This is a genomic window from Piscinibacter sp. (genome assembly GCF_050175855.1).
Taxonomy (GTDB): Bacteria; Pseudomonadota; Gammaproteobacteria; order Burkholderiales; family Burkholderiaceae_C; genus Piscinibacter.
The window spans coordinates 1-9,809 of the sequence record NZ_JBFXIO010000184.1; the positions used below are offsets into that span (position 1 = coordinate 1).

10 protein-coding genes are annotated in these 9,809 nt (G+C 72.3%); 4 read left to right on the forward strand and 6 right to left on the reverse strand.

What is annotated here, in order from left to right:
* The first annotated feature begins 114 nt into the window (after positions 1-114).
* Genes AB7U92_RS14645 through AB7U92_RS14655 form a run of 3 tightly spaced genes read left to right on the forward strand, consistent with a single transcriptional unit; the run spans position 115 to position 2,002 of the window.
* Positions 115-384: a DUF2249 domain-containing protein gene (locus tag AB7U92_RS14645; protein ID WP_428578141.1), complete on the forward strand. Its 270-nt coding sequence runs from the start codon at positions 115-117 to the stop codon at positions 382-384.
* Between the two features lie 24 nt (positions 385-408).
* Positions 409-1,602 (forward strand): NnrS family protein, encoded by a 1,194-nt coding sequence (locus AB7U92_RS14650; RefSeq protein ID WP_428578144.1) that lies wholly within the window; start codon positions 409-411, stop codon positions 1,600-1,602.
* A gap of 10 nt (positions 1,603-1,612) precedes the next feature.
* Positions 1,613-2,002, forward strand: a complete 390-nt coding sequence (locus AB7U92_RS14655) for a SirB2 family protein (protein ID WP_428578147.1) — start codon at positions 1,613-1,615, stop codon at positions 2,000-2,002.
* A gap of 3 nt (positions 2,003-2,005) precedes the next feature.
* Here AB7U92_RS14655 and AB7U92_RS14660 read toward each other — a convergent pair whose 3' ends face one another.
* Entirely contained in the window at positions 2,006-4,198 is a 2,193-nt protein-coding gene (locus AB7U92_RS14660) for a helicase-related protein (RefSeq protein ID WP_428578150.1), read from the reverse strand.
* Between the two features lie 38 nt (positions 4,199-4,236).
* Positions 4,237-5,073, reverse strand: a complete 837-nt coding sequence (locus AB7U92_RS14665; protein WP_428578152.1) for an NAD(P)H-binding protein — start codon at positions 5,071-5,073, stop codon at positions 4,237-4,239.
* Between the two features lie 104 nt (positions 5,074-5,177).
* On the opposite strand from AB7U92_RS14665, the gene AB7U92_RS14670 reads away from it, so the two are divergent.
* Positions 5,178-6,128 (forward strand): cupin domain-containing protein, encoded by a 951-nt coding sequence (locus tag AB7U92_RS14670; protein ID WP_428578155.1) that lies wholly within the window; start codon positions 5,178-5,180, stop codon positions 6,126-6,128.
* A gap of 1 nt (position 6,129) precedes the next feature.
* Here AB7U92_RS14670 and AB7U92_RS14675 read toward each other — a convergent pair whose 3' ends face one another.
* From AB7U92_RS14675 to AB7U92_RS14690, 4 genes are all read right to left on the reverse strand, one after another.
* Positions 6,130-7,014 carry an acyltransferase gene (locus tag AB7U92_RS14675; RefSeq protein ID WP_428578158.1) on the reverse strand — a complete coding sequence of 295 codons (885 nt, stop codon included), beginning with the start codon at positions 7,012-7,014 and terminating at the stop codon, positions 6,130-6,132.
* A gap of 52 nt (positions 7,015-7,066) precedes the next feature.
* A complete protein-coding gene (locus AB7U92_RS14680; RefSeq protein WP_428578160.1) occupies positions 7,067-7,783 on the reverse strand; it encodes an ABC transporter ATP-binding protein in 717 nt (238 codons plus the stop codon).
* The gene (locus AB7U92_RS14685; RefSeq protein WP_428578163.1) at positions 7,780-9,018 is read right to left on the reverse strand and encodes an ABC transporter permease; all 1,239 of its coding nucleotides are present in this window, start codon (positions 9,016-9,018) and stop codon (positions 7,780-7,782) included. The genes AB7U92_RS14680 and AB7U92_RS14685 overlap by 4 nt, the downstream gene beginning before the upstream one ends.
* A gap of 9 nt (positions 9,019-9,027) precedes the next feature.
* The coding region (locus AB7U92_RS14690) for an efflux RND transporter periplasmic adaptor subunit (RefSeq protein WP_428578166.1) at positions 9,028-9,809 on the reverse strand (782 nt) is incomplete at its 5' end.

Sequence of the window (9,809 nt, forward strand, 5' to 3'; positions counted from 1 at the left end):
ATCGCCATCAACCGCGCGGCCTCAAAAGATGTACGGATGATATTGCTTATAGATCGTCCGATCCGTACCATCAATCGCACCTCACCACCCTTCGCGTCGAAAGCGCCGATTCCGATGTCCGCCAACACCACCACCATCGACGTGCGCAGCATCACGCCGCGCGAGCGCCATCCGCTGATCTTCTCGACGCTGGGCGGCCTGCTGCCCGGCGCCGCGCTGGAACTGGTCAACGACCACGACCCGCAACCGCTGTACCACCAGCTGCAGGCGCAGGCGCCGGGCCGCTTCGAGTGGGCCTACCTCGAGCAGGGCCCCGACACCTGGCGCGTGCAGATCACGCGCCGCGAGGCGGGCAGTTGCTGCGGCGGTTGCTGCGGCAGCTGACGGGCCGAACTCAGCGAGATCGCAATGGCCACCATCCTGCTGAACATCGAGGAGCCGAAGTCGAAGCCCGTGCAGGGCGTCGCGCTGTGGCAGCTCGGCTTCCGCCCCTTCTACCTGCTGGCCAGCGCCTTCGCGGCGCTGTCGGTGCTGCTGTGGGTGCTGCAGTTCGGCGGCTGGCTGTGCCGGCCCTACCTCGCCGGGCCGCTGTGGCACGCCCACGAGATGCTGTTCGGCTACGGCCTGGCAGTGGTGGTGGGCTTCCTCTTCACCGCCGGGCGCAACTGGACCGGGCAACCCACGCCCACCGGCGTTCCGCTGGCGCTGCTGGCGGCGCTGTGGCTGGCCGGCCGCGTGCTGGTGCTCACGCCCTTCGGCTGGGCGGCGGCGATCATCAACGCCGCCTTCCCGATCGCCTGCGCCGTCGCGCTGGCGGTGCCACTGTGGAAGTCGCGCAACCGGCGCAACTACTTCTTCGTGGCGGTTCTCGCCGGCTTCGGCCTGGCGCAGTTCGCGCTGCACCTCGCGCAGCTCGGCGTGATCGGGCTGCCCGGCTGGGTGGGCGTACAGCTCGCGCTCGACCTGATGCTGTTCGTGATGGCGGTGATGGGCGGCCGTGTGATCCCGATGTTCACCAACAACGGCGTGCCCGGCGTGCAGGCAAGGCGCCACGAGACGCTGGAGCGCTTTGCGCTCGGCGCGGTGCTGGCGCTGCTGCTGGCCGACCTGGCCGGGCTGCAGGGCGCCGCCATGGCGGCGCTGCTCGCATTGGCGGCCGGGCTGCACGCGGCGCGCCTGGCCTTGTGGCAGCCCTGGCGCGTGCTGCGCACGCCACTGGTATGGGTGCTGCACGCGGCCTATGCCTTCATCGTGCTGCACCTGGCGCTGCGCGGGCTGGCCGCGGCGGGGCTGATCGCCGCCTCGGTGGCCACCCATGCGCTGACCGCCGGCGCGATCGGCACGATGACCATCGGCATGATGTCGCGCACCGCCCGCGGCCACACCGCGCGGCCGCTGCGTGCCGATGCCTTCGACGTGGCCACCTATGCCTGCGTGGTGCTCGCCGCACTGGTGCGCGTGGGCGTGCCGCTGGCGATGCCGGCCTGGACGGTGAGCGCCTCGCTGATCGCCGGCTGGCTGTGGGCCTGCGGCTTCGCGCTGTATGCGATGCGCTACGCGCCGTTCCTGTGGAAGCCGCGCCTGGACGGCAAGCCCGGCTGAGAATCCCGGCATGGACTACGCCGCCCTCAAGCTCATCCACCAGGGCGCGGTCGCGATCTCGATCACCGGCTTCTTCGCCCGCGGCGCCGGGGCGCTGGCCGATGCGGGCTGGGCGCGCAGCCGCACGGCGCGAACCCTGCCGCACGTCGTCGACACCGTGCTGCTGGCCACGGCGATCGCTCTGGCGTGGATGCTGCGGCTGAACCCGCTCGACACCCCCTGGCTGGCGGCGAAGATCGTCGGCCTGCTGGCCTACATCAGCCTGGGGATGGTGGCGCTGAAGCCGGGCCGGCCCGTGGCCGTGCGTGCCGCGGCCTGGATCGCCGCGCTGCTGTGCTTCGCGCAGATCGTGGCGACGGCGATCAGCAAGAATCCGCTCGGCCTGCTCGCCCTGGGCTGAGGCTCAGCGCGCGCGCCGCATGCCGCGGCGCATCTGCGCCAGCGGGCGCTTGCCGCCGAGCTGGCGCTCGATGCCGTCGTTGAGCGCGCCGCGCAGCGCCAGCACCTCTTCGACATGGCCATAGACGCCGGGGAAGCGCAGGTCCAGCCACAACCACAGCGTGCAGGCGCGCAGCGCCATCTCCATGCGGTCGAGACGGCTGTGGCCGTCGACCTCGTCGAGGAACCACGGCCGCCCGGCCTGGCCGGTGATGGCATGCGCATTGGCCCAGCCGAGGAACTCCTGCAGCTGCGTGTCGGTGCGCGTGTCCACCGGCGCCTGCGCGTAGCGGAAGCGCGCCTGCAGCGGCAGGCGCATCGCGCTGCCGTCGAGCTGCTCGGCCAGCAGCAGCATCTGGTCGAGCTCGGCCACCTGGAAGTGCGCGTCGTCCAGCCGCAGCCGGTCGACGAAGACGCCGAGCACCTCGCGCAGCGACTGGCTGGACATGCGCGAGGCGATCGTCTGCACGTGCCACGGGTTCGGCGCCACCGGCGCCTTGAAGTCGGGCGGCTCCACCGCCTGCGTCGCCATCAGCGTGCGCAACTCGCGCGCCGCCTCGGGCTCGGCGGCGTCGAGCACGCCGGCGAAGCCCTCCTCGTGCATGCCGAAGCGGCCGGCGCGGCCGGCGATCTGGTGCACTTCCGACGCCTCCAGCGGGCGGTCGGCCTCGCCGTCGAACTTCTCCAGCGTGCTGAACAGCACGCGACGGATCGGCAGGTTCAGGCCCATGCCGATCGCGTCGGTGGCCACCAGGATGTCGGATTCGCCGCCGGCGAAGCGCTCGGCCTCGCGGCGCCGCACCTCCGGCGGCAGCGCGCCGTAGATCACCGAGACGGCATGGCCGGCGGCGGCGATCTGGTCGCGCAGCATCAGCACGTCGCGGCGGCTGAAGGCCACCACCGCGTCGCCGCGCTCCAGCGCCGCCAGCGGCACCGGCCGTGCGAGCAGCTGCACGTGCTGCTTGCGCTCGAAGCGGCGCACCGTGCAGCGCTCGCCGCACACCGCAAGCAGCCGCTCGATCGCCGCCACGGCATGGTCGGAGCAGATCACGATCAGCTCGCGCGCCGGCACGCCGACGATGGCCTGCGTCCAGGCCCAGCCGCGCGAGACGTCGAACAGCATCTGCGCCTCGTCGATCACCGCCACGTCGAGCACGCGCGTGGTGTTGACCATCTCGATGGTGCTGGAGACCACGCGCGCACCGTCGGCCGGCACGTTCTCCTCGCCGGTCAGCAGCGAGCAGGGCACGCCGCGCGCCACGAGGCGGTCGCGGCCTTCGAGCGCGAGCAGCCGCAACGGCGCGAGGTAGGCGCCGTCCAGCGCCTGCGCGAGGCGCTCGAAGGCGGCGTGCGTCTTGCCGCTGTTCGGCGGGCCGACGTACAGCGTGATGGCGCGGCCGAGCGTACGCGCCGCCTCGAAGCCATCGGGATAGCGCTGGAAGGCGAGGTCGTGGGTCAGCCCTTCGAGCGCGACGAGTTCGGTGACGAGGCGCTCCCAGCGGTCCTGCGCCGCGGTGAGCGCGGCCTTCAGTTCGGCGGGCGTGCGCGGCTGCGCACACTCGGCGGCCAGGCGCGGCAGCAGGGAATCGAGCCGGCGCGGCTGATAGGCGTGGCTGCGCGCGATCAGGCGCTCGAGGTGGTCGCGGATCTCGGCGGCGTGCGGGTATGGCGCCGGCGTGCCGAAGGCAGCTCGCAGCGCGTCGAGGTCGCCGTTGCGGTGAAAGGCCCAGGCGGTCTCCGCGGCGAGCGGCACCCGGTGCGCCACCGCCACGCGCCACGGCCGTGCCTCGGGCACCGGCACGTCGATCTCCTGCGAGACCTGCCGCACGAAGCTGGCGCCCTGCCGCTCCACGCCCTGCGCGATCAGCGCGGCGCGGCGCTCCAGCATCTGCGGCATCGCGCCGGTGGAAGCGCCGCCGGTGGCCTCGAGATGCGCCAGCGCTGCGGCGACGTCGGCCGGTGAGATCCAGCGGCTCGGCCGTGCGCCGCCGGCCGCCTTCTGCAACTGCATGAAGCCGGCACGCTGCAGCGCGGCTTCGCCGTCGGCCGGCGGGCCGTCGTGGAACTCGGCGGGGCTGATGGCCTGCGGCAGCAGGTAGGCGACGCGGCGCAGCCGTTCGAACTGCGCGCGCGGGATATCGTTCGCGGGATGGGGCACCCGCGGACTCTAACCGCCGCGCCCGTGCGAGCGCTGACTCAGCTCAGCCAGGTCTGGCGGTGCTCGCGCACGTAGTCGGCGATGCGGCGCGGCGCGCGGCCGGTGATGGCCTGCACCGCATCCGTGGTGCGCTCGGCGTAGCCGGCCTTGAAGAAGCCGAGGATGAGCACCAGGAACTCCGCGTAGTCGCGCGGCAGCCCGGCGCCGATCAGGCCTTCGAGCATGGCCTCGGGCGTGATGTCCTGGAAGCGGATGTCGCGGCCGGTCTCGCGCGCGATCAGCGCGGCCACCTCGTCGTGGTCGAGCGCCTCGGCGCCGGTGAGGTCGAAGTCGCGGCCGGCGAGGTCGTCGCGGGACAGCAGCGAGGCGGCCACCGCGGCGATGTCGCGCGCGTCGATGAAGCTGCCCTTCGCCCGGCCCACCGGCAGCAGGATGCGGCCCTGCGCGAGGATGCCGTGCAGCCAGAAGGTGTGGAAGTTCTGCATGAACCAGTTCGGGCGGATCACGTTCCACGGCAGGCCCGAGCGCTCGAGCTGCAGCTCGGCGCGGCGCAGCGGTGCGTGTTCGTCGGCATTGGCGCCCATCGCGCTCATCAGCACGACGCGGCGCAGGCCGCGCTCGCGCGCGGCGTCAATCACCGGCCCGAGCAGCTCGTGCTGGTTGGTGTGGCCCGGCGGGGCGAGCAGGAAGGCGCGGTCGACGCCGTCCAGCGCGGCGGCGATGCCGCTGCCGCTCACCAGGTCGAGCTGCACCTGGTCGGCGTGCGCGGGCGCCTGGCTGGTGACACGCCGCACGGTCTGGCCGCTCGCGGCGAGCAGGCGGGAGAGTTCCGAGCCGACGGTGCCGCTGGCACCGATGACGAGGGTGGTGGACATGAGGACTTCCTTCGAGACGCAGTGGAGAGGTCGCCATGATTTCCCGATCAGATCGAACCTTGAATGGACAATCGTTCGCTTTTCATGTCCAATCGTCCGAACTCATGGACCTACTCACCGATCTCCTGCACCAGACCGGGCTGCGCCGCCGCCTGCTCGACCTGCGCCGCCTGTCCGCCGGCAGCGCACTGCGCTTCCCCTGCGAACGCAGCATCGGGCTGCACGTGGTGACGCATGGCCAGGCCTGGGTGCACGCCGATTCGCTGGACGAACCGCTGTCGCTGCAGGCCGGCGACATCGCGGTGATGGCGCGTGGCTGCCACCATGTGCTGTCGACGCTGCCCACGCTGCCGGCCGGCGGCGAGCTCCCGTCGGCCACGGTCTGGACGGCACCGCGCGCCGTCGATGACGAGGCCGCCGCCAGCGCGGTAATCAGCGGCGCCTACCAGCTGTGGAACGAGCCGCTGCACCCGTTCTTCCGCGAGATGCCCGCGTGGTTCGTGCTGCGCGGCGACAGCCTGCCGCGCCTGGGCCCGCTGGCGTTGACGGTGGCGCTGCTCGACGAGGAAGTGAACCAGCGCCGCCTCGGCGCAGACACCATCGTGCACGGGCTGCTCGACGTGATCTTCACCTACGTGCTGCGCGAGATCGTCGCGCGGCAAGGCGGTGGGCAGGCCGGCTGGAGCCATGCCGTGGCCGACCCGCCGGTGCGCACGGTGGTGGCGCTGATGCACGAGGACTGCGCCCATCCGTGGACGCTGGAAGAACTCGCCGCGCGCGCCGGTCTGTCGCGCACCGTGCTGGCCGAGCGCTTCCGCACGGCGATGGGCGAGACGCCGCTGGCTTATCTGCGCACCGTGCGCATGCAGAAGGCGATGCGCATCCTGGCCGGGACCACGCGCACGCTCGAGCAGGTGGCGCAAGCCGTGGGCTACCAGGACGCCTTCGGCTTCAGCAAGGTATTCAAGCGCAGCGTCGGCCTGTCGCCGCGCGAGTTCCGCCTGCGCGACGCGCAGGAGCAGGCGATGCCGTGGCGCTTCGGCGAGGCGGGCTGAGTCAGCCCTGGCGGGCGGCCAGCAGCTCGCCGATCAGCGCATCCTTCTCGGCCCACTGGCCCTCGATCCAGGTCGACAGGCGCTGGCGGTAGGCCTTGTCGCCGACCGGGTCGCCGCCGAGCACGTCGGGCGGGATGTCGCGGTGCTGCACGCGCACGACCACCGCGTCGACGCGACCCGAGAGCAGATCCCAGAAGGTCGGCGCGCCATGCGGATAGACGATGGTGATGTCGAGCATGGACTCGAACTGCTCGCCCATGGTGGCCAGCGCGATGCCCAGGCCGCCGATCTTGGGCTTGAGCAGGTGGCGGTAGGGGCTGTGCTGCGAATGGTGCTTGGCCTTCGTGAAGCGCGTGCCCTCGACGAAGTTCATCACCGCGGTGGGAATGCGCTTGAACTTCTCGCAGGCCTGCCGCGTGGTCTTCAGGTCGCTGGCGCGTGCGCCGTGGCCGCGGCCGCGCTTCATGAAGGGAAAGTCCAGCGCCCACCAGGCCAGGCCGATCACCGGCACCCAGATCAGCTCGGCCTTGAGGAAGAACTTCAGCATCGGCACGTGGCCGTGCAGCACGCGCTGCAGCACCAGGATGTCGACCCAGCTCTGGTGGTTGCTCGACACCAGGTACCAGCCGCGCCGGTGCAGGCCCTTGACGCCCTGCACGTCCCAGCGTGCGCGGTTGACGGCGCCGATCCAGGCGTTGTTGTTGGCCACCCAGCGGTTGGCGATGGCATTGAGCAGCCGCGTGCAGGCGTTGCGCACCGAGGTCACCGGCACCAGCAGCTTGACCAGCGCCGGCGGGATCATCAGCGTGAAGCCGATCAGGGTATTCAGGCCGAGCAGCGTCGAGGTCACGAGGCCGCGCAGCAGCGGCGGGAGTCGGGCGAGCATGGCGGCATTCTCGGTGCTGGCCGCCACGGCCGACTGACCTGACGCAAAGGCCTCAGCCCGCGGCAGGCGCGCTGCCGTCGCGCTCGATGCGCCCGTCGACCAGCTCGACGATGCGGTCGCAGCGCTCGGCCAGCCGAGGATCATGCGTGACGATCAGGAACGAGGTGCCGAGCTCGGCGTGCATGCGGCGCATCAGCGCGAACACCTCGTCGGAGCTGTGCCGGTCGAGGTTGCCGGTGGGCTCGTCGGCCAGCACCAGCGGCGGGCGCATCACCAGCGCGCGGGCGATCGCCACGCGCTGCTGCATGCCGCCGGAGAGCTCGCCAGGGCGCTTGTGCATCGCCTGCGCCAGGCCCATCGCGGCCAGCACCTCGCGGGCATGCTCGCGCCGGGCACGGCTCACGTGGCCCTCGCGCATCAGCGCCGGCAGGGTGACGTTCTCCAGCGCGCTGAACGCCGGCAGCAGGTGATGGAACTGGAACACGAAGCCCAGCGCCTCACGGCGCTTGAGCGTGAGGCCGGCGTCATCGAGGCCGCCCACCTCCTCGCCCTGCAGGCGGTAGCTGCCGCCGCTCATCGTCTCGAGCAGTCCGATGATGTTCAGCAGCGTGCTCTTGCCCGAACCCGACGGGCCGATCAGCGCGGCGAACTCGCCGGCGTGCAGCGCCAGCGAGATGCCGTGCAGCACCTCGGTTTCGTTGGGACGGCCGACGTTGTAGCGCTTGCGAACGCCATCGAGCTGGATGAGGAGCTGGCCCGGGACGTTCACAGCCGGATCGCCTGCGCCGGATCGAGTGCCGCCGCACGCCGCGCCGGCGCCACCGCGGCGAGCACGCCGCAGGCGGTGGCGATCAGCGCGATGCGCACGGCCAGCGCAGGGGCCAGCGTGATGGAGAACAGCGGCAATCCGTCGGAGCCCTTCACGAAGGTGGTGAAGGCCCAGATCAGCGCCACCGCGAGCAGCACGCCGAGCGCCGAGCCGGCGGCCCCCACGAGTGCGCCCTGCAGCAGGAACACGCGCAGGATCTGCGCCTGCGTGGCGCCCATCGCGCGCAGGATGCCGATCTCGCGGCGCTTCTGCACCACCGACACCACCAGCACGCTGGCGATGCCGAGCACCACGACGATCATCACCACGCCGCGGATCAACGTGGTGCTGACCGACTGCGCGTTCAGCGCCGACACCAGTTGCGCGTTGAGCTGCTGCCAGCTCTCCACCTTGTAGGGATAGCGCCGCCCCAGTTCGGCGGAGAGCTCCGCGGCGGTCCACACGTCGACCAGCGTCAGGTCGAGGTTGGTGGCCCCGCCGGGCAGGCCGACCAGGCTCTGCGCCGCACGCAGCGGCACGATCACCGTGCGGCGGTTGAGCTCGCGCACGCCGAGGTCGACCAGCGCCGTCACGCGGGCCGAATCGGAGATGTTGCCGCCGGTGCCGGCCACCACCACCGAGACGCGGTCGCCGACGCGCACGCCGAGGTCGCTGGCCAGGTCGCGGCCGAGGATGGCCTCGCCCGGGCCGAGCCGCGCCTGGCCCTCCACCACCTTGCCGCGCAGGCCGACGATGCGGTCGTAGCGGTCGAGATCCACGCCGACCAGCGCGATCGAGCGCGAGGCCTCGCCGCGCAGCGCCAGGCCGGCGCCGGCCACCATCGGCGAGACGGCGGCGACCGAGGGCATAGCTTCCAGCACCGGCATCAAGGCCTGCCAGTTGACGATCGAGCGCGGCCGCTGCGAACGCGGCTGCGTCTGCAGCAGCGCCTCGGTGCCCGAGGCGGCGGGCGCGGCGGGCAGCACCGCATCGTCGGGCGCGGAGAGCGTGACGTGCGGCTGCGCACCCAGCGTCTTCTCCAGCGTGTTGCGCTGCAGCCCGCTGATCAGCGCGGAGATGTAGGCCACCACCGCGACGCCGGCGGCCACGCCGACCACGATCAGCAGCGTCTGCATGCGCCCTTCGCGCAGGAAGCGCAGCGCCACGCGCCACTCGAAGCCCAGGGGGTTGAGCATCGCGGCGGTTCAGCGGCCGAAGGCGTTGCCCATGGCGCCGCCGGCGTTGTCCTTCGACGCCTGGCCGCCGTTGGCGGCGCGCTGCGCGGCCGCGGCGCTGGTGTCGGCACGGACGCGCGCGCCCGCCGGCAGGGTGCTGCCGAGCAGCACCACGTCGCCCGCGGCCAGGCCGTCGACGATCTCGGCGGCATCGAGCGTGGCCAGGCCGAGCTTGACGGCGCGCTGCTCGACGCGGCCGTCGCGCAGCACGCGCAAGCTCGCGCTGCCGTTGCCGCGATCGCCGTTGAAGGCGTCCATCGGCACCACCAGCGCGCGCTCGCGCTGGCCGGTGGCGACCTCGATCGACAGCGTCATGTCCTCGCGCAGGAAGGCCGGCGCGGCCTGCGGCAGGGCCAGCTTCACCTCGATGGCACCGCGCTGCGCGTCGACCACCGGCGCGATCTGCCGCACCGTGGCAGCGAACGGCGCCTGCGGATAGGCATCGGCCCGCACGGTCGCGGCCTGTCCGACCTTGAGCTGCTCGAGGTAGCGCTCGTCGACCTGCCCGACCAGCTCGACGGGGCTGGCCAGCGCCAGCGTCAGCAGCGCGCGCCCGGGCTGCACGATCTGCCCGGGCTCGACGCTGCGCAGCAGCACGCGCGCATCGGCGGGTGCGCGGATCTCCGACTGCTCGAGCCGCGCCTGTGCGGCGGCCACCGCGGCCTGGGCCAGGGCGAGCTGGGCCTGCGCCTGCACGACGTCCGTGCCCTGGTCGGCGTTGGCGCCGGCCTGCGCCTGCGCGGCCTCGCGCT